The 24,729-nt window shown below is 44.2% G+C and carries 29 protein-coding genes; 11 read left to right on the forward strand and 18 right to left on the reverse strand.

All coding sequences use genetic code 11. The annotated features are described in order from the left end of the window. The first annotated feature begins 19 nt into the window (after positions 1-19). Both D6D85_RS06135 and D6D85_RS06140 read left to right on the forward strand, forming a co-directional pair. A complete protein-coding gene (locus D6D85_RS06135) occupies positions 20-592 on the forward strand; it encodes a DNA-3-methyladenine glycosylase (protein WP_125671193.1) in 573 nt (190 codons plus the stop codon). Between the two features lie 194 nt (positions 593-786). Then, a complete protein-coding gene (locus D6D85_RS06140; protein ID WP_272914420.1) occupies positions 787-1,896 on the forward strand; it encodes a CARDB domain-containing protein in 1,110 nt (369 codons plus the stop codon). A 135-nt stretch (positions 1,897-2,031) separates the two neighbouring features. On the opposite strand, the gene D6D85_RS06145 is transcribed toward D6D85_RS06140, so the two are convergent. The 3 genes from D6D85_RS06145 to D6D85_RS06155 form a co-directional block, all read right to left on the reverse strand. Continuing rightward, positions 2,032-2,412, reverse strand: coding sequence for a clan AA aspartic protease (locus D6D85_RS06145; protein ID WP_161969719.1), 381 nt, complete (start codon positions 2,410-2,412; stop codon positions 2,032-2,034). 5 nt (positions 2,413-2,417) lie between these two features. Continuing rightward, positions 2,418-2,828, reverse strand: coding sequence for a hypothetical protein (locus D6D85_RS06150; RefSeq protein WP_125671196.1), 411 nt, complete (start codon positions 2,826-2,828; stop codon positions 2,418-2,420). Positions 2,829-2,976: 148 nt separating this feature from the next. Then, positions 2,977-3,252, reverse strand: coding sequence for a MoaD family protein (locus D6D85_RS06155; RefSeq protein ID WP_125671197.1), 276 nt, complete (start codon positions 3,250-3,252; stop codon positions 2,977-2,979). Between the two features lie 50 nt (positions 3,253-3,302). Between D6D85_RS06155 and D6D85_RS06160 the strand changes: the two genes are divergently transcribed. The 5 genes from D6D85_RS06160 to D6D85_RS06180 all read left to right on the forward strand — a co-directional run bounded on the left by D6D85_RS06160 (position 3,303) and on the right by D6D85_RS06180 (position 8,179). Then, on the forward strand, positions 3,303-3,551 hold the full coding sequence (locus tag D6D85_RS06160) for a DUF4405 domain-containing protein (protein WP_125671198.1): 249 nt from the start codon (positions 3,303-3,305) through the stop codon (positions 3,549-3,551). A 123-nt stretch (positions 3,552-3,674) separates the two neighbouring features. Further along, complete coding sequence (locus tag D6D85_RS06165) at positions 3,675-3,908, forward strand: FeoC-like transcriptional regulator (protein WP_125671199.1); 234 nt, start codon at positions 3,675-3,677, stop codon at positions 3,906-3,908. A 76-nt stretch (positions 3,909-3,984) separates the two neighbouring features. After that, positions 3,985-5,127, forward strand: a complete 1,143-nt coding sequence (locus D6D85_RS06170) for a tryptophan--tRNA ligase (RefSeq protein ID WP_125671200.1) — start codon at positions 3,985-3,987, stop codon at positions 5,125-5,127. 195 nt (positions 5,128-5,322) lie between these two features. Beyond that, positions 5,323-6,627: an NAD(P)-dependent malic enzyme gene (locus D6D85_RS06175; RefSeq protein ID WP_125671240.1), complete on the forward strand. Its 1,305-nt coding sequence runs from the start codon at positions 5,323-5,325 to the stop codon at positions 6,625-6,627. A 37-nt stretch (positions 6,628-6,664) separates the two neighbouring features. Continuing rightward, a complete protein-coding gene (locus tag D6D85_RS06180; RefSeq protein ID WP_125671201.1) occupies positions 6,665-8,179 on the forward strand; it encodes a phosphoadenosine phosphosulfate reductase domain-containing protein in 1,515 nt (504 codons plus the stop codon). On the opposite strand, the gene D6D85_RS06185 is transcribed toward D6D85_RS06180, so the two are convergent. Next, the gene (locus D6D85_RS06185; RefSeq protein ID WP_125671202.1) at positions 8,153-9,433 is read right to left on the reverse strand and encodes an NfeD family protein; all 1,281 of its coding nucleotides are present in this window, start codon (positions 9,431-9,433) and stop codon (positions 8,153-8,155) included. The two genes, D6D85_RS06180 and D6D85_RS06185, sit on opposite strands and share 27 nt — an antisense overlap. Continuing rightward, complete coding sequence (locus D6D85_RS06190; RefSeq protein WP_237558775.1) at positions 9,430-10,248, reverse strand: slipin family protein; 819 nt, start codon at positions 10,246-10,248, stop codon at positions 9,430-9,432. Before D6D85_RS06190 ends, D6D85_RS06185 begins: the two co-directional genes overlap by 4 nt. 433 nt (positions 10,249-10,681) lie before the next feature. Between D6D85_RS06190 and D6D85_RS06195 the strand changes: the two genes are divergently transcribed. After that, entirely contained in the window at positions 10,682-12,262 is a 1,581-nt protein-coding gene (locus tag D6D85_RS06195; protein WP_125671203.1) for an ABC transporter ATP-binding protein, read from the forward strand. 51 nt (positions 12,263-12,313) lie between these two features. Here D6D85_RS06195 and D6D85_RS06200 read toward each other — a convergent pair whose 3' ends face one another. Then, on the reverse strand, positions 12,314-13,108 hold the full coding sequence (locus D6D85_RS06200; RefSeq protein ID WP_125671204.1) for an energy-coupling factor transporter transmembrane component T family protein: 795 nt from the start codon (positions 13,106-13,108) through the stop codon (positions 12,314-12,316). Between the two features lies 1 nt (position 13,109). After that, a complete protein-coding gene (locus D6D85_RS06205) occupies positions 13,110-13,670 on the reverse strand; it encodes an ECF transporter S component (protein WP_125671205.1) in 561 nt (186 codons plus the stop codon). Between the two features lie 339 nt (positions 13,671-14,009). On the opposite strand from D6D85_RS06205, the gene D6D85_RS06210 reads away from it, so the two are divergent. After that, on the forward strand, positions 14,010-14,621 hold the full coding sequence (locus D6D85_RS06210; RefSeq protein WP_125671206.1) for a DUF116 domain-containing protein: 612 nt from the start codon (positions 14,010-14,012) through the stop codon (positions 14,619-14,621). Positions 14,622-14,649: 28 nt separating this feature from the next. Here D6D85_RS06210 and D6D85_RS06215 read toward each other — a convergent pair whose 3' ends face one another. From D6D85_RS06215 to D6D85_RS06240, 6 genes are all read right to left on the reverse strand, one after another. Beyond that, on the reverse strand, positions 14,650-15,021 hold the full coding sequence (locus tag D6D85_RS06215; RefSeq protein ID WP_125671207.1) for a DUF5615 family PIN-like protein: 372 nt from the start codon (positions 15,019-15,021) through the stop codon (positions 14,650-14,652). Next, entirely contained in the window at positions 15,005-15,238 is a 234-nt protein-coding gene (locus D6D85_RS06220) for a DUF433 domain-containing protein (RefSeq protein ID WP_125671208.1), read from the reverse strand. Before D6D85_RS06220 ends, D6D85_RS06215 begins: the two co-directional genes overlap by 17 nt. Before the next feature lie 104 nt (positions 15,239-15,342). Further along, positions 15,343-15,846, reverse strand: a complete 504-nt coding sequence (locus D6D85_RS06225; RefSeq protein ID WP_125671209.1) for a 2-oxoacid:acceptor oxidoreductase family protein — start codon at positions 15,844-15,846, stop codon at positions 15,343-15,345. Beyond that, positions 15,843-16,649, reverse strand: coding sequence for a thiamine pyrophosphate-dependent enzyme (locus D6D85_RS06230; protein ID WP_125671210.1), 807 nt, complete (start codon positions 16,647-16,649; stop codon positions 15,843-15,845). Before D6D85_RS06230 ends, D6D85_RS06225 begins: the two co-directional genes overlap by 4 nt. Beyond that, positions 16,646-17,746, reverse strand: coding sequence for a 2-oxoacid:acceptor oxidoreductase subunit alpha (locus D6D85_RS06235; RefSeq protein WP_125671211.1), 1,101 nt, complete (start codon positions 17,744-17,746; stop codon positions 16,646-16,648). Before D6D85_RS06235 ends, D6D85_RS06230 begins: the two co-directional genes overlap by 4 nt. Continuing rightward, positions 17,743-17,928, reverse strand: a complete 186-nt coding sequence (locus tag D6D85_RS06240; RefSeq protein WP_125671212.1) for an ATP-binding protein — start codon at positions 17,926-17,928, stop codon at positions 17,743-17,745. The genes D6D85_RS06235 and D6D85_RS06240 overlap by 4 nt, the downstream gene beginning before the upstream one ends. 123 nt (positions 17,929-18,051) lie before the next feature. On the opposite strand from D6D85_RS06240, the gene D6D85_RS06245 reads away from it, so the two are divergent. Next, complete coding sequence (locus D6D85_RS06245) at positions 18,052-18,879, forward strand: DMT family transporter (protein WP_125671213.1); 828 nt, start codon at positions 18,052-18,054, stop codon at positions 18,877-18,879. 65 nt (positions 18,880-18,944) lie between these two features. On the opposite strand, the gene D6D85_RS06250 is transcribed toward D6D85_RS06245, so the two are convergent. Beyond that, entirely contained in the window at positions 18,945-19,478 is a 534-nt protein-coding gene (locus tag D6D85_RS06250; RefSeq protein ID WP_125671214.1) for a GMP synthase subunit A, read from the reverse strand. A gap of 5 nt (positions 19,479-19,483) precedes the next feature. Next, positions 19,484-20,584 carry a GMP synthase (glutamine-hydrolyzing) gene (locus tag D6D85_RS06255; protein WP_125671215.1) on the reverse strand — a complete coding sequence of 367 codons (1,101 nt, stop codon included), beginning with the start codon at positions 20,582-20,584 and terminating at the stop codon, positions 19,484-19,486. Positions 20,585-20,654: 70 nt separating this feature from the next. Here D6D85_RS06255 and D6D85_RS06260 point away from each other — a divergent pair, with 70 nt between their 5' ends. After that, positions 20,655-21,278: an MBL fold metallo-hydrolase gene (locus D6D85_RS06260; protein WP_125671216.1), complete on the forward strand. Its 624-nt coding sequence runs from the start codon at positions 20,655-20,657 to the stop codon at positions 21,276-21,278. Here D6D85_RS06260 and D6D85_RS06265 read toward each other — a convergent pair. The 3 genes from D6D85_RS06265 to D6D85_RS06275 all read right to left on the reverse strand — a co-directional run bounded on the left by D6D85_RS06265 (position 21,262) and on the right by D6D85_RS06275 (position 24,685). Further along, a complete protein-coding gene (locus tag D6D85_RS06265) occupies positions 21,262-21,837 on the reverse strand; it encodes a hypothetical protein (RefSeq protein WP_125671217.1) in 576 nt (191 codons plus the stop codon). The two genes, D6D85_RS06260 and D6D85_RS06265, sit on opposite strands and share 17 nt — an antisense overlap. Continuing rightward, positions 21,834-23,243 carry a hypothetical protein gene (locus D6D85_RS06270; RefSeq protein ID WP_125671218.1) on the reverse strand — a complete coding sequence of 470 codons (1,410 nt, stop codon included), beginning with the start codon at positions 23,241-23,243 and terminating at the stop codon, positions 21,834-21,836. Before D6D85_RS06270 ends, D6D85_RS06265 begins: the two co-directional genes overlap by 4 nt. A 260-nt stretch (positions 23,244-23,503) precedes the next feature. After that, positions 23,504-24,685: a hypothetical protein gene (locus tag D6D85_RS06275; protein ID WP_125671219.1), complete on the reverse strand. Its 1,182-nt coding sequence runs from the start codon at positions 24,683-24,685 to the stop codon at positions 23,504-23,506. Between the last annotated feature and the right edge of the window lie 44 nt (positions 24,686-24,729).

A 24,729-nucleotide genomic window follows, 5' to 3' on the forward strand; every position in this document is an offset into this window, starting at 1 on the left:
TCTTAAAAAGAGGGATTTTATGAAAAAGATACTTGGGCAGGAATTCTTCAGGAGGAGGCCTGATCTAGTTGCAATGGATCTGCTGGGCAAGGTTATTCTGAACAAGAGAAGGAGAGTTGCGGGCATGATAATTGAAGTGGAGCCCTATTTTGGTCCAGAGGATCCGGCATCTAGGGCTAGGAAGGGAGGAGATCTGGCTAAAACAATGCAGGGAGAGCCCTGCACCGCTCTTGTTTATGGAGTTCACAAACAGTGGCTTCTCAACATAGTTGCCCATGAGGATGAAAAGCTGGGAGCAGTATTGATAAGAGGGATAATTCCGATGGATCCGATGACATTCAGGCCTCTTGACAAGCCGATATGGGGACCCGGTCGTGTTACCAAATATCTGGATGTGGACAAGCGTTATCACAAGGCCTTTTTATGCAGTTGCGATCAGGAACTTCAGCTAAGAGATGGATTGAGAATTGATCCTAGTTGCATCATCAGGTCAAGGAGAGTTGGAGTTAGGGAAGATCTACCAGAGCCATTTAACTTCAGGATATCCTGCATAGAGGAGATTATGAAGAAACTGCAGTGCACTAATGAATGACAGAAATATTTGATCAGTTTTGTTCCTATTCAAGTGCCTTAAAAATACTAATTTCCCAACTATTAAATCTTAAATGAAAAGCTTATAAGCTATTGAGTTCAGAACCGAATGGTGACTGAGTGAAAGCAGCATTTATCTGGATGCTTTTCCTCATTCCCTTGTTCCTTCCCCTCCAGATCATGACTTCGCAGGCAATGCCAGATTTGGAGGTAAGCGACATGAGCTTGGAGCCTTCCATTACCATCCATCAAGGGGATACTCTGACCGTTAAGTGGACTGAAAGGAACATCGGAGATGCAGATGCATCTTATAGCGTTGGGATCTATCTGGAAACAAAGGAGTATGAAAAAGGTATCTGTCTAGCTCATTTTCAGCACACTTTGCTTGCAAGAAGTTCGATGAGTTATTCTGTCAATCTCACTATTCCTCTAGAGCTTCCACCTGGAAAGTATTATATAACTGTATTTGTTAATGACGACAACAAAACCGCAGAACTCAACAAGGACAACAATAGGGCAACATGCCCAATATTTGTAGTAGAGGCATATCCAGATCTGAGAGTGCATAATGTGGAGGTTCAACCCTCCTCAATTCATCAGGGAGGAGCTATAACAGTAAAGTGGATCGAGTCTAATGCAGGGAAGAAGGCATCGGGGCCGTACAGAACTGGAGTTTACATAGGGGAGACGGAGGGATCAGGTTATCTTCTTGGTTCCTTCCAGAGAATTGGTCTGAAGGCAGAAACATGGGCGGAATACACAGCATCTTTCGTTATTTTCGGTCTCCCTCCTGGTAAATACTTTGTAAACGTGTTCATTGACGACACAAATGGCATAAAAGAGCTCGATGAGAACAATAACATTATAAGCATTCCCATATCCGTCCTGCAATCTACATTCACTGTATTCTCATCAGCTGACGCCCAATCCGTCAGGCTTTGCTTCGAATCACCTGTGTTCATGCCGAGCGGAGATATAATAGTCGGTGGACCCTTTGTAAACTACATGAGCGCTGCTGCAGCAGAGGAATCGGACATAAGCTTCAGAAGAGATGAGCTGATCGTAGAAGGGGCTATTTACAGGAGCAAGTGGCAGGAGGTGGATTATGCAGTTATACTCATGAAGGGAGGAAAAATATATGTAATGGGAACTCACAGATATGGCACGAGGGCAGCTCTTTTGCTCCTTTCTAGGATCCCTACTTTTAGTCAGCGCCCAATTTCTTATATAATAATAAAGTGGCAAGATCTGAATGGAAATAAGGATGTTGAGGTAGAAGAGATAAAGATTCTGAGGATGGGATGAATTTTTCTCATGTGTGCGCATGTGTTCCTTCTGATTTGCCTCAATAAGGTGAATAGCTGCTATTCAGCAGGAATATAGCCTTTTTCCAGGCCCATGCTTTATCAATAAACCTTCCTGCTAATATACTTGAATTTATTAAATCCCTATTCTTATTTCTGTTGGTGGTCTGTAAAGCAGACCTGCTTTTTTGAGGACCTCTCTTCCTATCAGGGGGTTTTTCACGCCGAGTGTTGTGTATGCACTACACATAAACTCTAGATCACCAATCCTAACTATTGCTCTGGAAGTCCTAAGCTCCACTACTGTTCCAACAGCTGTTCGGGCTGATACCTTTGGTTCCTCAAGTCTGTTAAGTCCGAGGTCTATATACGTACTGAGAGGCACAAGTATCCCTCCCTGAAATCCTGTATCAATTATGAACTCCATCTCTAGAGATTTATCGTTCAATGGACTGCGAAGAATGGCCCTGACAACAGGCAGGAAGTTCTGCTTATCATTCTTAAAGTACGCCGACATATACCTCACCATGGCAAGCCCAGCTCCAACTCCTCCTTCTCATAAGGGAGCTTTATTACAAGAGCATTCCTCCTGCAATTTTCCCTAAAATTCCTCAGAACTTCATCATAGTCGCTGAATATCCCGATAATCCGCTGGTCGCATATAAGAACATATCCCTCTCCATGATTCTTAAAAATCGATCGATTCTCCCTAAATACCTCAAAGTTTTCCTTGTAAGCTTGCTCAAGCCCTGTCCAAAGTCTAATCTCCTCATAATTTCCTCTGCTCTCAAGCCATGAACTGACAGCTTCCTCAAATATGGATGCAACAGTTCTTCCCTCTAGGGAAGCATAGGTCTTGACCAGCCTGTAGGTCTCAATGTCAAAATTCTTAATAGCAACGAGCCTCTTCTTTCCTTGGTTAGACTGGTTCATCTAGTTACACTAGGTAAACTAGATTTACTTGTTTTATAATCTTTTCTCCTCAATTGTTTGTGGAAGCGTTCACTCGATCTAGAAAGTTTTCAATCCTTTCTAAATAATTAAGCTTGTTAATTTTTCGGTGAGCTCCGTTGTATCTAATTTAGCCTCCTCCAACTGGTGGGAGAAGCTGTATCTCAGATCCATCGGAGAGCTCCAGATCCATGGATCTGGCAACTCTTCCATTCACTATGACAGTATAATGGGATTTTAGGCTTCCATCACTGTTGAATATGACAGATGCCTTATCACCAAGTCTTTCTCTCAGAAGCTCCATTGCTTTGCTCAATTTCATCTCATCCAACTGGATCAGGAGTTCCTTTGATCCTATGACCTCTCTAGCTGTCAAGTAGAACTTGAACTTCACAGTGCCGGGCACGCTGAACGTTGGATAAAAAAATTTATAAAATTTGTTCTATCCTACAGCATATGAGCTCAGTTCATCTGAGGATTGCGGTCTTTCTCATCCTTCTCATTCTTGGAACTTCAACTATATTTAGCGGGCTTTTTCTCTACTTTGCTCCGAGAGGTCCTAGATCAGGTTATTATTATGGAAAGGAGGCATGGAGACAGATCCACTTGTTCTCAGCATTCGCTACTGTGGCAGTGCTAGTACTTCACTTGCTGTTGAACAGAGGAGCTCTCAGATCCTATTACAACATAGTGAAATCGTCCTGAGCCCTTCATCTAATAAAAATTCGGTCTCGCTATTGATTCCTTGCTTCACCAAGGAAGATCATTTTTCAAATTCTTTTGAGAAAAATTTAAACGTAAAAACATCAAGCTTTATCGGGGGAGAGAATGGAGGTAACAGAGGAGCTGAAGCAGAAGGTGTATGAGTATGTTCAGAAGAAGAAAAAGGTGAAGAGCAAGGAGATAGCCGAGGCTCTTAATGTTCAGAAGTCTCTGGTCGATAAAGCGGTCTCCATGCTTGTGGATGAAGGTAAGTTGAGCTTTTACTACAATGGCGCTTCTTATGTTGTCACAGTGGAGTATGCGAAGGAGCTTGAGAAGAAGGAGGAGGAAAAGCCCTGAAATCCCCCATTTTATTTTCTTGACAAAAGCTTTAAAAGCAAATAGAAAGGCGGAGGAAAAGGTGATATGATGGGGGATCGTCTTTGGCAGCGTTAGTCCTTGGGAGGTCACAGGTCCTGTCGATTACGACAGGCTTATAGAGGAGTTCGGAACTCAGAGGCTGGATGAAAATCTGGTGAAAGAGCTGGAGTCCCTTGCTGGGGAAAGCCACTACATGTTAAGAAGAAAGATTTACTACTCTCACAGGGATCTGGATCTTGTTTTGAAAGACTTCAGGGAGGGAAGAGGGTTCTTTCTCTACACTGGGAGGGGGCCAAGCGGGCCAATGCACATAGGGCACATGATACCTTTCCACTTCACTCAGTGGCTTCAGAAAAGGTTTAAGGTAAATGTTTACATACAGTTAACAGATGATGAGAAGTTTTTGGAGGAGAAAAGAAGGCTGAGCCTCGAGGAGACGAGGAGATGGTCCTACGAGAATGCCCTAGACATAATAGCAGTCGGGTTCGATCCAGATAGGACTTTCATATTTCAGGACACTGAGTACATAAGAAACATCTATCCAGCAGTGCTCAAGGTCGCCAAGAAGGTGAATCTAAGCACTGCTAGAGCAGTTTTCGGCTTTTCCCTCAGCACAAACATAGGCTTAATTTTGTTTCCAGCAATACAGATAGTTCCAACTTTCTTTGAAAGAAAAAGATGTCTGATACCCGCTGCCATAGATCAAGACCCGTACTGGAGGGTTCAGAGGGATATAGCTGAATCCCTTGGATACAAAAAGGCGGCTGCCATACACAGCAAGTTTATTCCTCCTCTGACAGGGTTTCAGGGAAAGATGAGCTCCTCAGCTCCTGAAAGTGCTATATACCTGAGCGATCCTCCTGATGTCGTCAGGACAAAGGTGATGAAGTATGCTTTCTCCGGAGGTCAGCCAACAGCTGAGCTTCACAGGAAGCTTGGAGGAAATCCTGAAATAGATGTCCCGTTTCAATGGCTCTACATGTTTCTGGAGGAGGATGACTCCGAGGTGGAGAGAATAAGGGAGGAGTACAGATCCGGAAGGATGCTGACAGGGGAGCTGAAGGAGATCCTGATAAAGAAGGTGAATGAATATCTTGAGATTCACAGGCAGAGAAGGGAGGAGGCAAAGGAGCTTATAAATACGTTCAAGTATGATGGGAAGTTGGCAAAGGAGATGTGGGAGAGAGTTATAGACTGATCCTAAAATATAGTAAATAGCTCAAAATCAGAATGATTTAGTAAATTCCCTAGCTCTCTGTATCCTTCTTCTATATCTTTACTAATGCTATCATATTTCCCAATCCGACTTTAACAGAAATATTTTTTAAGTAGAGCAACAGAAAAATTTGGTGGGATCTTGTCTGAGGATGTGAACAAGCCGTACAAACTTGCAATGGAATATGCCAAGTTTTACGGGGGAAAGGTGGAGATAGCCCCTAGAGTTCCGGTTTATGAGCTGAAGGACTTTGCTGTTTGGTACACTCCCGGAGTTGCTCAGGTATCGAGGGAGATACAGAAGGATCCCGATCTATCACTTGAGTACACAAATAGATGGAACACTATAGCTGTTCTGACAAATGGAACTAGAGTGCTTGGGCTCGGGGACATAGGACCTGAGGCATCTCTTCCTGTGATGGAGGGAAAGGCGCTCCTCTTCAAATACTTGGGCGGAGTGGATGCATTTCCCCTTCCGATAAGAACAAAGGATCCTGATCAGTTCATAGAGACAGCTAAGCTCCTTGAACCAGCCCTAGGAGGGATAAATCTTGAGGATATAAGATCTCCGGATTGCTTTTACATTTTGGAGAGGCTCAGAAAGGAGATGGATATACCAGTTTGGCATGATGACCAGCAGGGAACTGCTGGGGCAACGATAGCAGGTCTCATAAATGCGTTAAAACTCACGGGAAGAAGCGTTAAGGACACGAAAATAGCGTTCATAGGTTGTGGAGCTGCCAATATAGCAAACGCAAGACTCGCATTTGTCATAGGAATAAGACCTGAGAATGTGATAATGACCGATACAAAGGGAATACTCTACAGAAGTAGACCTGATATAGAGGAGATGAAGAAGGAGAACCCATGGAAGTATGAGATGGCAATTAAGACCAATCCTGAGGAGAGAAAGGGAGGGATAGCAGAGGCATTAGAGGGGATGGATGTTGTAATATCGGCTAGCACACCGGGGCCTGGAGTGATAAAACCCGAGTGGATAAAAAAGATGAACAAGGACCCGATAGTCTTTGCAGAGGCAAATCCAGTGCCAGAGATATGGCCTTGGGAGGCAAAGGAAGCAGGGGCTAGGATAGTTGCAACTGGAAGAAGCGATTTTCCAAATCAGGTGAACAACAGCCTTGTGTTCCCAGCTGTCTTCAGAGGAGTTCTTGATGTCAGGGCTAGAACAATAACAGATGAGATGGCTGCCGAAGCAGCAAGAGCTCTGGCAAAATATGCAGAAGAGAAAGGGCTCAGAGAGGACTACATAATACCCACCATGACGGAGGCAGAGGTGTTCCCATATGTGGCAGCTGCAACAGGTCTCAAGGCAATAGAGCAGGGAGTTGCTAGAAAGAAGCTCTCTAGAGATGAGCTACTGGAGAGGGCAAGGGAGATGATAGGAAGAGCGCAGAGCCAGATGAAGGTCCTCATGGAGTCAGGCATCATAAAGAAACCTCCTAAGGGGAAGATATACTACTGATAACAACCTTTTTCTTTTTAATTGACTTTGTTGCTCGATGAAACTCAGGTGGTGCAGGAACTGCAATGTCCCGCTGATCTCAGATAGATGCGAGTCATGCGGAGAGCTTGGACTTGAGGTTCCGATATCCAGAACATCTGATCCAAGACCTGCATGGGAATCAGACCTAAAGTTGCTGAGAGAGGTATTGGAAAAGGAATATGGGGCTGGATGCTACGCTGACCTTCTTAGAAACGGTGATTCCGTTGTCCTATTCGGAAGAGCACCCTACATGGACACATCTTATGAGGTTATATCCGATGGAGCTGTTTTAGGGCATCTCTTTTTCGATCTCTTCTCCTTCTCCTGGAAGTTTAAGCCCTCGGAGGCAGGAGCTGTGAGAATAGAGCACAGAATGGAGAAAATAAACCGTGTTGCTGATAAAGGAGAGGTTGTTGGAGAGGCAAAGGAGGGAGATCCGGATTTCAAATTAACTCTGAATGGAATAGCCTGTAAAATTGGGAACAAGTATGTCATCACAAGAGTGTTCAAGGGGAGGAAAGCAATCGATGTGAAACAGGATAGAAAGCTCTTGTTCGAGGCTAATGAGAGGGAGATAGGGCTGAAGGGATCGAGAGCATCCCTTTTCATCTACAGAATGTGGAGGAAGCATGGAAAACTTGTTGTATCATTTTCTGGGGGAAAGGACAGCGCAGTGATTCTGGATCTTGCTGAGAAAAGCGGATGCGACTATATTGTGTACTTCAATGACACGGGAATAGAGATGCCCGAGACAGTTGAGCAGTCCAAGAAAGCAGATATAGTGGGCTCTGCTGGCGATTCCTTCTGGAGGTACGTCCCCAAGTTCGGACCTCCTGCAAGGGACTACAGGTGGTGCTGCAAAGTGCTAAAGCTGGTACCAACTTATAAAGCATTGAAAGGAGTTACCAAGATGACGCTTGTGGGACAGAGAAGGTTCGAATCCCTCGACAGGATGAGAAGCAAGAAAGTGTGGATGAATGATTGGCTTCCAGGAATCCTTACAGCAGCTCCGATAAATGAGTGGACAGCTTTGGATGCATGGCTGTATGTCATGAGCAGGAAGGTAGAGGTCAACAAGCTGTACTTCATGGGTTTTGAGAGAATAGGATGCTATCTCTGCCCATCAGCTAGAATATCAGACTTCCTGAAAGTAAAGGAGATCCACCCAGAGCTCTGGAAGAGATGGGAGGATTTCCTTTTCTCCACAGGATGGAGCGAGAATCAGGTGAAATACGGGCTCTGGAGATGGATTGATGTGCCGAAAAGGTTCAGAATATTCGGAGAAGGAAGAAAAAGAATTGAACTATCTGAGGCATCAAAAATACCGAGAGAAAGGCTGATGAACTTAGCAAAGACGTCAAGTCCAGAGGATCCAGCTGTGATGATAAGAGCTTCATTTTGCGCTGGCTGCGGTGTATGCTCAACTTACTGTGATGCAATAGAGATCAGGAATGGACTTGCATTCATAACAGATAGATGCAATTCTTGCGGCCTCTGCAACAGATTATGTCCCCTTCTTCTTCACCATTAGAACTCCTTCTCTTCTTCCCACGACCTCAACTTTCTCTCCTGCTTTTATCTCTTCATCCGATGTGGCCTTCCAGAGCTCACCCTTTATCCTCACATACCCCTCCTTTCCTGGAGCTATGTCGTCTACAGCAACTCCAGTTCCAGTTGGAAGCCACTCAACAGGCCTTCTCCTTATTATAGATGATATCCCCTTTATGAAGATTATGGATATAGCTATTCCAACTCCTCCTATTGATAAGATGAGTTTGACCATAGTGTCGAACATCCAGCTCGATGATATGAGAGTTGGTCTCCAAGGACTCCCTATCATCAAAAGAACAGCCATTATTAGAAGGGCTGTGGAAGCAATTGCCCCAATTCCATGCAATCCTTTCTTCACTTCAGCTATAAATAGGACAGCTGATACCGCTAAGAGGATCAAGCTTGCCAGATCAACACTAACTCCCATTCCTATCAATCCTAGCAGTATCATTATGGCTCCAGCGACCTCAGCTCCCCATCCCGGTGTCATGAGGCCCACTAAAAGGACCATGAATCCTATGCTGAAGAGAAGGCTGGAGATAACCGGATCCGAGAGCTGTCTCATCACCTCAACTCTGGGGCTGGTTGGCATATACTCAATCAGAGCAGGATATGTAGTGAGGACAAACAGCTTGTCAGCTCTTTTAACTGTTTTTCCATTTGCATTTCTGAGAAGGGAGTCGAGGGATGGCTCAACGGCTTCTATAAGCTTTGATTTAAGTGCTTCTTCCGGCATGAAGTTGAGATTTTTTGTCACCATCAGGGAGGCAGCAGTTCCATTTCTTCCATGCATCTCAGCATAGCTCCTCATCTTAGTTGAATAGGCATTCAGATACTTGCTCTCATTCAGGGGCGTGTAGCCGACAACGGGCTGTGCAGATCCTATTGTTGAGTAAGGAGCCATTGCTGCATAATCAGTTGCCATAAGGATGTAGGATCCAGCTGACAGGGCCTGTCCGCCCATCGGGTACACATACCCTATAGTTGGGACTTTTGAGGAAAGAAGTATGTCTGCTATGCTGAAGGTTGAATCTGCAGAGCCTCCAAAGGTATTTATCTGCAGAACTAAAGCGCTGTATCCATTTTCAGCCTCAATTACCGCTGCTTTTACCTGCTCTACTGTTGCAGGGGATATATAGCCAGTTATGTTCACTACCAGAACTCTGTTCTCATCAGCACCAACTGATAGAATGGGAAGAAAAAGGAGGATTATGAGACAGAGAGGGATCCTCATTTCTTCTCCTCCTTTCTCGCAGCTAGTGCATATGCTAAAGGTCCTGTTGCCACACCTCCCTCTGTTATTATTATCAGATTTCTCTCCCTAGCTATCTCAACCCATGTCTGGAGCTCTCTAAGCCTCATAGCCTGTGGATTCTTTGCATAGAACTCAGCTGCTTCAGCCATCTTTTGAGCAGCTAATAGCTCTCCCTCAGCTGTTATTATCCTGCTTCTCTTCTCCCTCTCAGCCTCAGCCTGTTTTGCTATGGCTCTTAACATCTCCTCAGGCAGAACAACATCTCTTAACGCTACTTGAGTCACCTTTATGCCCCATCCCTCAGTTATCTCATCAACTATGCCCTGTATCCTCTTTCCAAGTTCATCTCTCCTCGTAAGCAGTTCATCAAGCTCAACTTGGCCTATGACATCCCTGAGCGTTGTCTGGGCTATGAAATTCGATGCTGTTATGTAATCTTGGACCTTAACAACTGCATCTATTGGGTTCACAACTCTGTAGTACACAACTGCGTCAACATCAACTGTGACATTGTCCTTTGTTATTATCCTCTGCCTCGGTATATCGAAGCTGAGGAGCCTCAGATCTATGATCCTTGGCTTGTCGACAAAGGGAATTAGGAATATCAGGCCGGGACCTTTTGCACCCAAAAGCCTGCCAAGCCTGAATATAACAGCTCTTTCATACTCTCTTATAACCCTTATAGCTGCTTTTAGAAAAGTTATCAGGATCCAAGCAACTACAAGGGCTATTATTATGTTTATGAAGGTGGAAACAAGGGTTTCCTCCGGTATTGCTGGCATCAATCTCCCCATTTTTTTTATGTAATGCAGGCTGATAAACCTTCCTATTTATTAATTTGAAAGTAAAATCTTTTAAGAAACTTCCTGAAAGCAGGTATTGTAGATAGCTTCAGGGCTTAAAAAGCAGAGTGCTGATGGAGAAACTCTACATGTCCAAGTCTAAGAAGAGGTATTTAAGTGAGAAAAGTGAAAAGTTAATTAGAAAGAGAACGGCAGCAGGTATTCTGCTCTCAATGTCGTCCACTACATAAAAGTCCAGAGAATAAAGAAATAGAGCTAATGCAAATATAGATGGAGTTTATTATAAGCTCTGGAATCTGTTGCATGAAGAAGGGTTCCCATATACATTGCTTTTAAAGTAGATCAATCTTAATGCTTATGTTCTCATTGCTTCATGAGCTGCTAGATCGGACATGTTTTTAATTATCTCCTCCCACTTCAATATGTGGCAATAGAGATCAAGGATCTGACGTTCAGATATGCTAATAAGGAGGAGCCAGCTTTAAGGAAAGTTAATATGAGAATTAGGGAAGGAGAAACTGTTCTTCTGGCTGGAAGGAGCGGAAGCGGTAAATCAACCCTTATAAAGGCGATAAATGGCCTAATTCCAAATAGATACGAGGGCTTCTATGAGGGCGAGGTCAATGTTCTTGGGGTAGTTGTGAAAGGTGCAAGTCTCTCCTATCTCTCAAGGCTTGTTGGAACTGTTATGCAAGAGGTCGGAAAGCAACTAATTATGCCTAATGTTGAGGATGATGTTGCATTTGGACCATGTAATCTATGTTTCCCAAGAGAGGAAGTTAGGAGAAGGGTAGAGGATTCGCTAAGGGGAGTTAACGCGATTCATTTGAGGGGAAGAGATGTGAATGAGCTGAGTGGAGGGGAAAAGCAGAGGATAGCTATTGCAGGCATTCTGGCTCTTGATCCTCCCATAGTTCTGATGGACGAGCCCCTTGCTAACCTCGATAGCGAAGGAGTCTGGCTTGTCCAAGAGCAGATAAAGATGATGAAGAAGAGAGGGAAGACTATCATTATTGCTGAGCACAGAACCGAAGAAATACTAGAGATTGGAGTTGATAGGATCCTTTACATGGAAGATGGGAGGATCTTGAGGGAGATTAAGGGGGAAGATGAGCTTAAGAGTTTATTTGGAATAATAAAAGTCCCATTAACAGTAATGGTAAAAGAATGCAGAGAATTCCATGTGGAGAGCAAGAAGAGGGAACTTGGGTCGGTTTCTGTAAAGATAGAGAATGTTAGCTTTGATTATGATGGGAAGCAAGCGCTTAAAGATGTTAATCTGGAGATAAGAGAAGGGGAGAGGGTTGCCCTTCTCGGCAACAACGGAGCTGGAAAGAGCACCTTAGCGAAGCTAATCCTTGGTATATTGAAGCCAAAGGAGGGGAGAGTGCTGGTATATGGGATGGACACGAAGGAGAAGGAGGTATACGAGCTCGCAAACTATGTTGGTCTTGTCTTTCAGGATCCATCCAGCATGATCTTTGCTAGGAGTGTTGAAGAAGAGCTTTCATACGGTCCAAGAAATCTTGGAGTCCATATTGCTGAGATAACTAAGAGAGTTGAGGAAACATCGCTCAAATGCGGGATACATCATCTGCTCAAGTACTCCCCTTTCGCAACAAGTCATGGGGAGAAGAAGAGAATCTCTGTCGGATCAATCCTAACGATGAGACCTAAGATCCTGATACTAGATGAGCCATCAGCGGGTCAGGATTATGCAAGTTGCAGACAGTTCATGGACTTCATAATGGGACTTTTCGGCGATGTAAAGACCCTTATATTGATAACTCACGATACAGATCTTGCTATTGAGTACACAGATAGGACTGTAATACTATCCGGCGGTCGTGTTATTGCTGATGGCCCAACTAGGTATGTTCTAGCGAATGAGGATTATTTGAGTTCCGGGAGGATAAGGGAGACGAGCTTGATAAAAACAGGAAAAAGAATAACCAGTGGTAAGATGGTGTTGAGCCTTAAGGAGATTCTGGAGATCTGCTCATAAAAATAGAATCTGCTCTAAGATAGAACAAGCGACTTCCTACGGGAAAGTCCTTCACGAAGGAGAGGAAATTAGATTCAGTATGAAGAGGGTTATATATACGGCTCCCAGAAAATAGGATGCTATCACTAGGAATTTATCCTTTCCAGTTAGCTTGAGCTCCCTGTACCAAGTGTGGCAGCTTTCCTCCCCAAATCCCCTCAGCTCCATTGAATCAGCTATATCATATATGGAAAGTGTTGCAGAGATCGTTACTGGGACCACGAGAGGTATTATCGAGAAAAGTTTGGCTAGGGGATTTCTTCCTCCTCTTGGCCTGAAGCCCCTCGCCATCTGGGCTTCGAGAGTTTTGTTCATCTCAGCTATGAACTCAGGTATATACCTGAGAGCAAGCTGTATTATATAAGCAGCCTTGTAAGGGAAACCCATTTGTCCAAGAGCTGGAGCATAGAGATTGGGTGGAGTCGTGAAGACCACAGTGACTGTGGCTACTGCTAGAGCAAGAAGTTTCAGCACCGGAGTGAGAGCTCTCCTTAAAGCATCCGGGGATGTCAGCACCTCCGTTAAGGGCCCCTTACTGTACAGCAGGACTATTGTTAGATAATTTAGTAGTGAAAGAACTAGTATTATTGTAAGTATAAATTTCCAAGTCCCCTTAGTCTTGTTCCAGGGAAGCTTTGCTAGGAAGTAAAATAAAAGGGATATCAGGAGAAGTGGAATTACCAAGAATATATGATATGAGACTGTCAGGCTCGATACAAGAAAAAAGAGGAATGTGAGCTTGGCTCTGGGATCTAGCTTGTGTACTGTGCTATCTCCCTCCACGTATTTTATGAACCTAGTTGACATCTTAAACCCTTCTAGCCCTTCCCTTAGCAGCTGAGGCGTACGCAGCTACGAGTATTGGAGTTATTATCGCTCCGTTTATTGCATCAGTCACTGCTGCTGGCAGGAAGAGAGCATAAGTAGCTTCCTCTATCGTGGAGATTCCATAGCCAAATATGTAGTCTGTGTATGCAGCGAAGCCCATCCCAACTATCGAGCTTATCACTACAAGTAATATACATGTTATGTAGCCTTTCTTCTTGAAGATATCCTCCTTTGAGATAAGATAAGATGCCAGTCCAGGAATGAGCCCGAGCAGACCGTTTCCAACATCCCAGTTCCACCAGAATCCTCCCCAACTTATTGCATCGCTTATCACGTTCCCCAGAAATCCAGATACGAATCCAACTACTGGGCCGAAGATATAACCGAAAAACATCGGTATGGAGACACTCGGTCTAACAGCAACTAGCTGAGTTCCGGGAATCTGTAATATATTGAAGAACACATTAAATGCTGCATATAGCGCAGTTCCTATCCCCATGGCAACGAGAGTTGTTGCTGAGAACAACTTCCTCTCGCTCATAACATCACCATTCAACATGAAGACCTTTAATTAATATACTTTTCGAGGAAAAAGATCTCCTGTCAAAAGGACTATGAATGTTAGAAAAAGTTTTAGGTATGGCAGCTTAGATTGTCAAGGCTTTAGCTATAAAAAAGAGGAATAAGCTCAGAAATGGAGGTTGCACGGATATGCGTTAGAATTGAGTTAAAAGGAAAAAGTAGAAAGATCGTATTTTTGATTTTGACGATCTCTTTTATTAGAATTTCAGTGAGGACTGACCTCCTGAAAATCTGACAAACTTTCCTATTTATTAATTTGAAAGTAAAATCTTTTAAGAAAAAGCTTAACAGAAAACAGGTGCCCTACAGGTTCAACTTTGATCTATCAGCTGTGCCAAGGCAGTTCTTTGAGGAGATTCTGAGGGCATCTTATGAGAGGGGAATTCACAAAAGAATGGCAAATAAAGCGATGTACCTTGTCAGGATGTTTAAGCTGGATGAGCTAACCGGATTGGACCTCCAAAACGCTATAACAGTAGTGGAGGACATGCTTGAGATATGCATAATGAGCGAGATGGGAAGAAGGAAATTCGGAAATGCGAAAAGAAAAGCGCTTTTCCTCCCTCACTGCTCAAGAAAGTACATGGACAGCAGATGCAAGGCCATCTTTGATGAGAGCATACCCTCATATCTGTGTCAGAAATGCTCCTCTGACTGCCTCATAAGAAGGGCTATTGAGATAGCTGAGGAGAGAGGGTACGATGTCTATGTAGTTCCCGGAGGCTCGTGCATACCTAAAATTCTGGAGAGAGGAGGATATGATGCTGTTGTAGGAGTTGCATGCGGGATGGAGCTGAAGCTTGCCTCTAAATTTCTCAGCAACATTCCTGCACAGGGCATCCCCCTTGTGAAGAATGGTTGCTCTCTCACGAGATTTGACCTAGATTCCCTGAAAAGAGCTCTTATATAGTTTTCTCGAAAGTAAGCAGCAAATTTTCTCATTCTTTTAAATCAAATTCTAGAGGTCTTCTTCTGATCTCAGTATCTGTTGCAACTGTTAAGAATCCGTAAAGTTTCTCCCTCAGCTCCATTACCCTCAGAAGAACCCTGATTCTATTTGACACTCTGGGATCCCTAAGCCTTAGGAGAATCACTCCAGGTGGACTATAAGAGAGTGCTAAGTAGCCGAAATCCTTGTCCATTGTGGCTATCACTTTGTTGTGAAGCTTAGCCATCGTGACAACTTCCATATCCTTTATCCCTCTTCTCTCCGCTATAACACTTTGCACATTGAAATTCATGCTTTTCAGCTTCTCATAAACCTTGATTCCTAAGCTCTCATCCAAGAGGAGCTTAAGATCTTCCGACAACAAGAACCTCCTCTCTTCCAAGCACTCTTGCAGCATACAGCAGTACAGCACGTATATCCTCAATGCTAATTCTGTAGTCTTGAGCAATTTCCTCTGGACTCATTCCAGCAGCCAATAGCTCCAGCACAAGATCAACTGTTATTCTAGTGCCGCGTATCACCGGCTTACCTGTCATGACCTGTGGATCAACAACTATTCTTTTGAGAAGCTCCTCCAAGTATCATCACCATGCATTCCTATGCTGAACACATAAAAACATGTTGTTAGCCATGAAGCTCCTGAATAAAGGTCATGAGAGATTGCTTTATCGCAAAATTATACTTAGATTCCCTGAAAAGAGCTCTTATATAACTTTTTTGCCTCCTCAAATCCTATTCTAACAGCTCTCATGTTTTCTTCAAAATCTTTTCCTTTTGGAAGAGCTTTTTCAATGGAGTCAAGGCTAGCATAGCCCAATGCAGAGACAAGCCCTAAAGCAAGAGAGTTCTCCTTGAGGTTCTGATTCCTTGAAAGTCTTGAGAAGGGGAAGGCCATGCCAATTCCCACAGGTTCATCTGATATCACATGCTTTCCCTTGCTCACGATGTACATCCACTCCTCAGGATGGCTGAGCAGAACTATGAGATCGAAATCCTCTATGAACGGGTTATCTATGGGCTTCTCATCGATAACAGCATAGGCCATTACAGAGCCTCCCCTTACCTCAGCTCCATAGCTTTGCAGTTGTGCTACATATTTTCCCTCAAGAAAAGCGGCTCTTGCCAAAACTTCAGCTGAAAAAACAATACCCTGACCTCCCCTTCCTATAAAACATACTGATTTCATGCTATCGACCTCCTGTAATCTGAGTACATCTCAATATATCCGGGCTTGTCCTCCTTCTTGAACACTCCCACTTCAATCACTTTTTTACCTTGGGGAGCCTTATCTACCAACTCCCTTGGGATGCATGTTGAGAATAGCTCTTTTATCTTCTCCCCAGCTGTTTTTCCTTCATATCTCACTACATATGTGACACAGGGAGCATATACCTCTATGAACCTGAATCCCCTCATGAAAAATGCCTCCTTTATGCTGTCCTTCAGTTTGAAGAAGTTTGATATGCACCATCTTGCCACATAATTTGCATTTGTCTGCTCCAAGATCCTGCACACATCCATGGGCAGCTCAAAGTTTCCATATGGAGTTGTGGTTGTCCTGAGACCAATTGGGGTTGTGGGAGATGCCTGACCCCTTGTCATCCCGTAAACCAAGTTGTTCACCATTATAACGAGGAGATCCATATTTCTTCTAGCTGCATGGATGAGGTGATTTCCCCCTATTGATGCCAGATCCCCATCTCCCGATATGACAACAACGTTCAGATCAGGCCTTACTATCTTAACACCTGTCGCAACAGCTATGGCTCTGCCATGAAGTGTATGTATTGAATCAGCCTTTATATGAGGGCTTGGTATCCAGGAGGAGCAGCCTATTCCACTAACGAAAACGACTTTTCTCAGATTGGCATTCAGCTCCTCTACTGCCTTGAGAAATGCATTTATCACTATTCCATTGAAGCATCCAGGACAGAAAGTCGACGGAAGAACTTCCTCTCTAAGGTATTTCCTGGCAAAGTGCTTGCTCATCTTAACACCTCCATCACAGCGTTTACAATCTCAGAGGGATATATTGGAACCCCTCCTCCAACCTTGTTTATCTTCCTAACTTTGGAAAACCTTTCAATATCGAATGAAAGCTGTCCCAAGCTCATCTCAGGCACAAATACATGTCCTTCTATCTCCTTTTCTAGGACATCCCAGTCCACAGGCCACACTGTTATCAGCCTGAGAAGCTTTGCCCTAACTTCTCTGGACCTCAGCATGTCGACAGCACTTTTGACAGCTCTCGAAACGGATCCATAGCAGACAAAAGTGACATCAGCTTTCTCATCTCCATATACTTCATAGAGAAATAGATCCTTGCAGTTCATCCAGATCTTGTCCCATATTCTCTTAACAAGCCTGAAATGAACATCCTGCCTGTGGACATCTCTGTAGCCCCACTCATCATGGGTTGAGCCTGTGAACATCACGTTGAATCCCTCTCCTAGAGGGGGGAGAGGTGGAACCTTTGTTGGATCCTCAGATCCAAAGGGAGGTTCTGGCTTTGTCTGAAGCCTCCTCTTAACAGGCTTTAGATCATCATACTCAACAACCTCCCTTCCATGTGCTATAAACTCGTCTGTAAGCACTATAACTGGTGTTCTAAGCCATTCCGCTGTCTCAAATGCCCTGTAAGTGATGTATAACGCCTCCTGAGGGGAGGATGGGGCATAAATAACAAGAGCTTGGTCTCCATGTCTCCCCCATCTTGCCTGCATCAGATCTCCTTGAGCTGGCTTTGTTGCTTGACCTGTGGAGGGACCAACTCTCATCACATTTACCACAACCACAGGAACTTCTGTCATTATGGCATATCCTATGCCCTCTTGCATTAGGGAGAAGCCTGGACCACTTGTTGCAGTCATTGCAATAGCCCCAGCTATAGATGCTCCAACAGCCATGTTTATTGCTGCAAGCTCATCCTCAGTCTGTATGAAGTTTCCTCCTCTTCTTGGCAGCTCCCTAGCCATTATGTGCATTATCTCGCTTGAGGGCGTTATAGGATAACCTGCGTAGAAGTTGCATCCAGCAAGAAGAGCTCCTTCTGCAACAGCCTCATTCCCCGAGATAAACTCCCTCATACAATCACCTCAACTGATATGGCGAAATCAGGACAGTAAAACTCGCAGAGTCTGCATCCAACACATTCTCCAACAAGTCTTGGAAATCCACTCTCCATCCTTATAGCGGATCTTCCGCAGATGGATGTGCATATACCGCATCCCTTGCAGAGCTCCTTATCGATATCTATCTTAAACGGCATAATTCGTACGATTTCGTTTAAAAAATAAACTTTTTCTTCTAATATTACAATAAATCTTCATAAAATTGATTTATATTCTAGATGCTCTCAGAATCTTTTTAAAGGGAGGGGATCTGGCTTCGGATGCTTGCTGAGCTCGAAGCTGTCGCAACCGGGATAATATGGGGCCTCACCCCCCTTTTCTATGAAAGAGCAGTGAGAAGATCGAACTCCTACTTCTCAAACCTCTTCAAGAGCGTAGGAGCTATCATTTTTGCCCTTGTGATAATCCTGTTCTCCGGATCCAAGCTCAATATATCCGCTGAACTGGTCCTTCTCATGGCCCTTAACTCGCTGTTAGCAAGTGGGCTGGGAGATTACCTCTACTTTGTGGCAATAGACAGACTCTCTGCCTACAGGGCTGTCCCCATATCATATACATACATAGCATTTTCCTATATATGGAGCTCAGCTCTACAGGGTAGACAACCGAGCAGAGCTGTCGTGCTCGGCGCAGCCCTTTCCATAATGGGTGTGTGGGTCATGCTCTGGAGAAAGGGAAGCATAGATAAAATAGGGGTTCTATCAGCTGTTATATCGATGTTTCTCTTCTCCTTTTCCCCATTAGTTATTCAGAGGGCTCTTTCGATATCGACTGTTGTGGAGATGCTTCTCCTAAACTCCCTCATCCCAATGCCCTTCTTTCTGGTGGCATCCCTTCTGAGGAGAAATATGAGCAGAGAAGCAGCATCTTTGTCATTTTTCGGCGGGATGATGGGGGTCGGCCTAGGGGTTCTCCTCTTCTTCACCTCTATCGGGGAGATAGGAATATTCTTCCCCACTCTATCCACGTCCATAAGTCCTTTAGTGAACCAGCTTGTCTCATTTTTGATGGGAGAGAGACCTGATAGGAGAAGCGTTATAGGAGCATTGATGATAGTCTCCGGAATAATAATAGCAGCTCTCTTCTGAATCATATCGCACTTATAAAGGTAGCGAAAACTTCCCTCTATTTCATCTAGGAAAAAATATCGTTGTTACCTCTTGGTGATCTCAAGGAAGTTCTTCAGAATCATCATCCCATGCTGAGTGTGGGATACCTCCGGATGGAACTGGACGCCGAATATATCCCTTTTCTCATGTCTTATAGCCTGATATCTGCAGTTTTCTGAGCTAGCAAGCCTTAAAAATCCTGGAGGAATGACAGAAACCTCATCTTTATGGCTCAGCCATGCCGTGAATCTTTCAGGAATTCCTTGGAATATGACATCCTTCTCCAATACTGTTATCTCAAACGGGCCGAACTCAGGTCTTTTTGCTCTCTCAACAACTCCTCCCATGAGCTTTGCTATTAGCTGGTGCCCGTAGCATATACCAAGCAGAGGCACATCAGGCAACTTTATGCAAGGTGCAGATTCCACAGTGCTTCCGGGCCCTCCCCCTATTATGATGCCATCAGCATCCTCAACTGGAGAGCCTAGATGAAGAAGCTTCACGCTGAATCCCAGCTCAGAAACTCTCCTTGCTATCAAGTGGTTGTACTGTCCTCCGGGCCCCAGAACTACTATCATATCAATCACTCGAACTCTATTGTTGCAGGGGGCTTTGGAGTTATGTCATAATGGACGGAGCCAACTCCATCTATCTCAGCTATTTTATTGGCAAGATCCATGAGTACATCCCTCTCTATCATGGGAACATCCGCTGTCATGAAGTCCTCTGTTAGCACTGCTCTTATGACGACAGCATACCCCTCCCCTTTTTCGATAAGCTTGACAAGAACTCTTGTTATTCCATTATCTGCCATAAAAGGGGACAGCTCTTGGACAGTTTCTCTCCTATAAGCCTCTAATGGCAGGCTTATGACAGCACCAAATGCTCTTGAATCCCCCATTACGCCAGTGGCTCCTTCTGAGAGAATCTGTCCATCCCCAATCGGAGTCTTCGCAGATCCCTTTATGCCAGAGAACACAGATGCTAGGCACTGAGTTGAATATGCCTGTAAATACCGCTCCACTAAAGAGGTTGCTCTTCTCAAAACTCTCAATCTGTCCAGATCAAGCGCTCCAGGAACTCTCACAAGGAGACCCGGCCCGGGGAAGGGCTGTCTTCTTGCGAAGTAATCAAGTCCCAGATAGTGGGCAACAACCCTGACCTGATCCTTGTACAGATCTTTCAGGGGCTCCAAAACCCTGAAACCAAATTCCCTCTCTGGATCTATCCCTATCTGCTCTAGGACATTGTGCTGAGTCTTTATGCCTCCTTTTGTCTCTATCCAATCCGGTGCTATCGTACCTTGGAGGAGGAATTTGCATCCTCTCTCTCTAGCTAAAGAGGACAATACTGAGTAAAACTCCCTCCTAAACACCTTCCTCTTTTCCTCTGGATCAGATATTCCTGATAAGCTCCTGTAAAATCTATCAGATACTCTTACAATCTCCACGTTTATGCCAATTTTTCTAAACTCCGACACAACCTCCTCGGGCTCTCCTTCTCTCATGAATCCAGTGTCCAAAAAGACAGCATGAAGGGAATTTCCAACAGCCCTCCACGCTATTGCAGTTGCTGTAGCACTGTCCACTCCACCTGATACAGCTGATATTATCCTTTCCCCTCCAACTAATGATCTTATCTCAGCAACTGCTGAGAGGACAAGGGCAGATGGATCGAATGCCATAGAGAAGGGGATCCCTCTATATATAAATCCTTCAGCAGTATTTATATTCTTCTTGTAACATGAAAATAGTATGCAGGTAGAAGGACTGGAGATAAGGTGGCTAGGTCATGATACCTTCCTAATATCAGATGGAAAGGTCCTGATTACAGATCCATTCGATATTAAGGAGAGGACAAAGGCAGATATAGTTCTGATATCCCACAATCACTATGATCACTGCAGTCCGGAGGATGTGAAAAAGGTATCTCATGAGGGAACTGTGGTAGTGGCTCCGGAGAACTGTAAATCATGCTTAAAAGGGCTTAAAACTGTTTTCATGAGATCAGGAGATGAGAAGGTAATTGATGATGTGAAGATAAAAGCAGTTCCAGCTTATAACGTTGAGAAATCCAGATTGAGATTTCATCCCAAGGATTATGGTGGGCTTGGGTATATTGTGGATTTCCTCGGGAAAAAGCTGTATTTTGCGGGAGACACGGATCTGATACCGGAGATGTCAGGCATAGATGTGGATATAGCATTTCTCCCAGTGAGCGGAACCTATGTAATGACAGCGGAGGATGCAGCAGAGGCAACAAAGGTCATGAGGGTAAAGATTGCCATACCAATGCACTATGGCTCCATAGTCGGGAGCAGGAGAGATGCGGAGAGGTTCAAGGAGCTTGCATCCTGTAAGGTCATAATCTTAGAATGAAGGTGTGATCTCCTATTCTTCTCAAGCCGAAAAGCTCGAGAAGGTTGAAATCAATCAGTGGATTCATGTCAGACATGACAAGAATTCCTCCCGGCTTCAAAACACGCTTGGCTCCTCTTATTAAAAGACCTAGATTCCCTATACCTCCTGCTTTTTTCAATATGTCGGTGAAGCCGAACGCCAGAGCTATATCAAAGCAGCACGCATTCGGCTCAAACGCATTCATTACAAGAAACCCTATTCTTTTAGCCCTAGCTGGTGGAAGATCTGTTAATCCCATCTCCCTCCTGATGGTCATAAGCCAAGAGAGTGACTCATCATAGTCATCCTCATCTGATGCAGGAACTCCATATGTCTCAACGTTCAGGTGTTTTTCAGCAATATTTCTGAGCTTGGAGAGGAACTTCTCATTTATATCAGTCATCAGAATTTCCTCAAAGAACCTGCTGCTCCAGATAAGCTCTGGAGTGGAATCTCCAACGCCTAGATGTATTGCCTTCCTTCCTCTGATAACTTCCTCAACCTCTCTGAAATCAGCATGACATCTAAGCAGCCTCATCTCCTGATCCTCAGGAGGACTGCTACAATGGCAAGAAAAGCAGATAGAGCAGATATAGCAGCTATATATCCCCATGGACTAGGGCTTTCAGTCTCAACTTTAGCTCTTTCTATATTCTTAAGCGAATCAAGGCTACTTAAAACAGAGGATATCCTGTTGCTCAGTTCTGATGCTATTGAATATGCACTGTAATAATCCCCTGACTCAATCAGGGACCTAGCCTTTCTCAGCTCAGCCTCAGCTTCATCAAGCGTTCTGTTTATCTCTTCCATTGCTGAAACAGCAGTTTTATTCCAAGAAATGGTCGGATAAATTGATCTCAAGCTCTCCCTGCAGTAAGCAATTAGGCTCTCCGTCCTATTTACTTGGGCCTCAACTTTGTTCTTGACATTTAAGAGGTTTATCCTGTCGTAGATATCGGATATCAGCTTTTCCGCTCTTTCCACCATAGAAATTACTTCCTCAGACAGCTCTATTGAGAGAGAGTAATTTCCGCTTGAGTATGCACTATTTGCCCTCTCCATCATAGCGGTTATGTTTGACATGATGCCCCATAGCTTCATCATCGTGCTGTTCAGAACTTTGTCATTTGAGATAATATTCTCCTTCTTCAGCTTCTCTGCCTCGTTCCAGATTGTATAAACTCTTGATCTAGCTGCTATTATGCTGCTCTCTGCCTCTTTCTTTATTTCAGCTTTTCTAGCTGAGGATATATTTTTAAGCTCGTCTTTGGCAATATTAATTGAATTCAAGGTGGAGTTTAGGATGGAAATGGCTTTTTCAGCTAGATAGGATGCCTCTCCATAATTTCCTCTGTTGAGCTCGTTTTTAGATGATGAAATAAGCTCTCCTGCTGATGTTATATTCTCCCTTATCCCCGATATAATCAGGTCAATAGATGATGTATTTGCTCCTATTCCCTTGAGGAAATCCCTTTCCCTCTCTAGAATGCTGAGGTTCATCGATGTATTGTAGAGGAGGGACTCAGCTCTCATTATCAATATGCTTGTGTCCCCATAGTACCCGATTACCTTTACCTTAATGTTCTGCTGATACCACTGCACCTGTCCTTCCGCTCTGTACTCCATCAAGATGTTTATCAAATATGTTCCAGAGGGAGCCTCCTTCGGGACAATTATCGTGTACTGGGCAATTCCCGTCTGCTGTCCTGCCCTCACAACTCCCACTTTATTCCCCTCAATGATCCAAAAATAGGTTCTGTTGGGCGTCGAGACCTCAAGCATCTCTATGGAAACATTTGTGCTGAACGGATTATATGCTATTATATATAGGGATGCCTGAGAGCCAGCATAGATCTCCTGCGGGCATATTACATTCACTTGAAGGCCCTGAGTAGCCATGAGAGCTATTACAATCGGTAGAGCTAAGTTCTCCATTGAGGACAAATTCATAAATAACCTTTTAGTAGTTTGCTCGACAAAAGCTCAACAGATAATAGCTTAGAGACTAACATTAGAAAGAGATATATTCCTCAGGGCTTTCTCTTCTTATGCTAGTCACATGCCCCAACTGTGGCTTCAGATTTGATGTATCCTACAGCAGGATGAAATCCTGTTCAGGTTGTCCTGTTCTATCAAATAACCTGTCATGTAACCTGATAAAATGTCCTAGATGCGGGCATGAGTTTTCCAAATACTGAACTGCATTAAGCAGTCTTCTTGATCTTCTCCTTTCTCTCAGCTATTTTCTTAGCATGATCCTCCAGCTTCCTCAGATATCCCTCGAATTCCTCTCTTGGAGTATTTTCCTTTGTCTTAAGATCCTCCTCAAACAGGTCATAGTAAACAGAAGCCTGTTCTGCTAGCTCCTTTATTCTCGGTACCTCCGGCTCTATCAGAAGTATCGTTATCTCGACATACTTCGAGTCAGGAGGAGTTATGGCAATTCCCTCCCTTACATCAACTCCTGCTATTCTCTCAGCCAGTAAGCTCTTAGCACTGAATATGTTATCCGTCTTCATGAGATCTTCCGGTCCCCTTACAACAAAAGCAGCTTTTAGGGCTGTTTTTGGATCTACATCAACGAACTTTCCCTCCTCCAAGGCTATCTCCACTAGAAACTCTAAACTTCCCCCTAGAACATCGACTCTTGTCCTGAAATAGCAGGGAACAACGTAAGATGCCTCAAACATGCTCAGAACATTCTTGAGATCTTGAGAGTCAAATGTGGTCTTAAACCCACCCTTCATCGGGGTCTCGGAGGCAGCAGAGATAACCCTTATGGCTTCAGCTATGCTGTGATTTATCCTGTCCAGCAGCTCAACATCGCTTATCTCAGGATTCTCCTTCACTATCTTCTCCCTCATATAGCCGTTGTCGAAGAGTATTATTGAGTCCACCTTGTCCAGAAGGTTTGCCAAGCCTATTGCAGAGTTATAGCTGAACCTCATTGTCTCCATCGGGTATCTGAATGGAAGCACCATAGCAGCTATAACAGGCTGAACAACCCTGCCATCGGAGGAGAGAAGCTCCTTTGCATAGGAGGCGACAACAGGTATGGATCCACTCCCAGTTCCTCCTCCAGAAGAGCTTGTCAGAAGCAAGACTTGGCTGTTCTTTATTCCCTGCTCCTCTATTGTCTTGATAACCAAGCTTTTCCACTTCTCCGAGCTTATAGAATCCCTCGCATCTCTCCATTTAGATCCAACTCCAGCCCCTCCAAAATCCCCAAACACATAAAACCTGTCCTTCAAGAAGCTGAGCTTTGCCTTATCAGCTTCAGCTGTATTGAAGACAACAGCTCCGACAAAGTCATCCCTCATAGCACTGTATGTGGAGTCCATTATATTTCCTCCAGCCCCGCCCAGGCCTATTCCAAACCACTTCATCCCCTCACCCTTACCATAAATCAATGAGAGGAAAAATTTAAAGA

This window comes from Candidatus Methanodesulfokora washburnensis (assembly GCF_003947435.1).
GTDB classification, from domain to species: Archaea; Korarchaeota; Korarchaeia; order Korarchaeales; family Korarchaeaceae; genus Methanodesulfokora; species Methanodesulfokora washburnensis.

Coding starts and splice junctions, on each gene's coding strand:
- D6D85_RS06135 (WP_125671193.1), top strand. CDS start 20: ATGAAAAAGATACTTGGGCAGGAATTCTTCAGGAGGAGGCCTGATCTA.
- D6D85_RS06140 (WP_272914420.1), top strand. CDS start 787: ATGCCAGATTTGGAGGTAAGCGACATGAGCTTGGAGCCTTCCATTACC.
- D6D85_RS06145 (WP_161969719.1), bottom strand. CDS start 2,412: ATGTCGGCGTACTTTAAGAATGATAAGCAGAACTTCCTGCCTGTTGTC.
- D6D85_RS06150 (WP_125671196.1), bottom strand. CDS start 2,828: ATGAACCAGTCTAACCAAGGAAAGAAGAGGCTCGTTGCTATTAAGAAT.
- D6D85_RS06160 (WP_125671198.1), top strand. CDS start 3,303: ATGAGCTCAGTTCATCTGAGGATTGCGGTCTTTCTCATCCTTCTCATT.
- D6D85_RS06165 (WP_125671199.1), top strand. CDS start 3,675: ATGGAGGTAACAGAGGAGCTGAAGCAGAAGGTGTATGAGTATGTTCAG.
- D6D85_RS06175 (WP_125671240.1), top strand. CDS start 5,323: ATGGAATATGCCAAGTTTTACGGGGGAAAGGTGGAGATAGCCCCTAGA.
- D6D85_RS06180 (WP_125671201.1), top strand. CDS start 6,665: ATGAAACTCAGGTGGTGCAGGAACTGCAATGTCCCGCTGATCTCAGAT.
- D6D85_RS06185 (WP_125671202.1), bottom strand. CDS start 9,433: ATGAGGATCCCTCTCTGTCTCATAATCCTCCTTTTTCTTCCCATTCTA.
- D6D85_RS06190 (WP_237558775.1), bottom strand. CDS start 10,248: ATGGGGAGATTGATGCCAGCAATACCGGAGGAAACCCTTGTTTCCACC.
- D6D85_RS06200 (WP_125671204.1), bottom strand. CDS start 13,108: ATGTCAACTAGGTTCATAAAATACGTGGAGGGAGATAGCACAGTACAC.
- D6D85_RS06205 (WP_125671205.1), bottom strand. CDS start 13,670: ATGAGCGAGAGGAAGTTGTTCTCAGCAACAACTCTCGTTGCCATGGGG.
- D6D85_RS06225 (WP_125671209.1), bottom strand. CDS start 15,846: ATGAAATCAGTATGTTTTATAGGAAGGGGAGGTCAGGGTATTGTTTTT.
- D6D85_RS06230 (WP_125671210.1), bottom strand. CDS start 16,649: ATGAGCAAGCACTTTGCCAGGAAATACCTTAGAGAGGAAGTTCTTCCG.
- D6D85_RS06235 (WP_125671211.1), bottom strand. CDS start 17,746: ATGAGGGAGTTTATCTCGGGGAATGAGGCTGTTGCAGAAGGAGCTCTT.
- D6D85_RS06240 (WP_125671212.1), bottom strand. CDS start 17,928: ATGCCGTTTAAGATAGATATCGATAAGGAGCTCTGCAAGGGATGCGGT.
- D6D85_RS06245 (WP_125671213.1), top strand. CDS start 18,052: ATGCTTGCTGAGCTCGAAGCTGTCGCAACCGGGATAATATGGGGCCTC.
- D6D85_RS06250 (WP_125671214.1), bottom strand. CDS start 19,478: ATGATAGTAGTTCTGGGGCCCGGAGGACAGTACAACCACTTGATAGCA.
- D6D85_RS06255 (WP_125671215.1), bottom strand. CDS start 20,584: ATGGCATTCGATCCATCTGCCCTTGTCCTCTCAGCAGTTGCTGAGATA.
- D6D85_RS06260 (WP_125671216.1), top strand. CDS start 20,655: ATGCAGGTAGAAGGACTGGAGATAAGGTGGCTAGGTCATGATACCTTC.
- D6D85_RS06265 (WP_125671217.1), bottom strand. CDS start 21,837: ATGAGGCTGCTTAGATGTCATGCTGATTTCAGAGAGGTTGAGGAAGTT.
- D6D85_RS06275 (WP_125671219.1), bottom strand. CDS start 24,685: ATGAAGTGGTTTGGAATAGGCCTGGGCGGGGCTGGAGGAAATATAATG.